Below are 287 nucleotides of genomic sequence, written 5' to 3' on the forward strand. Positions count from 1 at the left end.
CTTCATCTGGGGCGCGTTCGGCGACAAACCGGGCGTCACCGAACCGCACTGGCACCGGCCGGGCGCACTCCTGCTCGGCGCACCCGCGCTCCTGGCCGCGGGCAGCCTGATCGCGGGCTTGGCCGCACCCGGCCTGGACAAGCTGATCAGCCCCTACGCGCGATCGGTGCCCGGTGCACTCGACTCGCACCTGCTGCTGTGGCACGGCTTCAACGAAGTACTCGCCCTGACGATCCTGATCATCGCGGCGGGCCTTGTCCTGTTCCGGTTCCGCGGACAGATCGGCG

1 pseudogene is annotated in these 287 nt (G+C 70.0%); it reads left to right on the forward strand.

The features are described from left to right. Positions 1–287 (forward strand): annotated as a pseudogene (locus tag GV790_RS29940) (Na+/H+ antiporter subunit A); the annotation flags it as partial.

This window comes from Nocardia cyriacigeorgica (genome assembly GCF_010858045.1).
Lineage (GTDB): Bacteria > Actinomycetota > Actinomycetes > Mycobacteriales > Mycobacteriaceae > Nocardia > Nocardia cyriacigeorgica_E.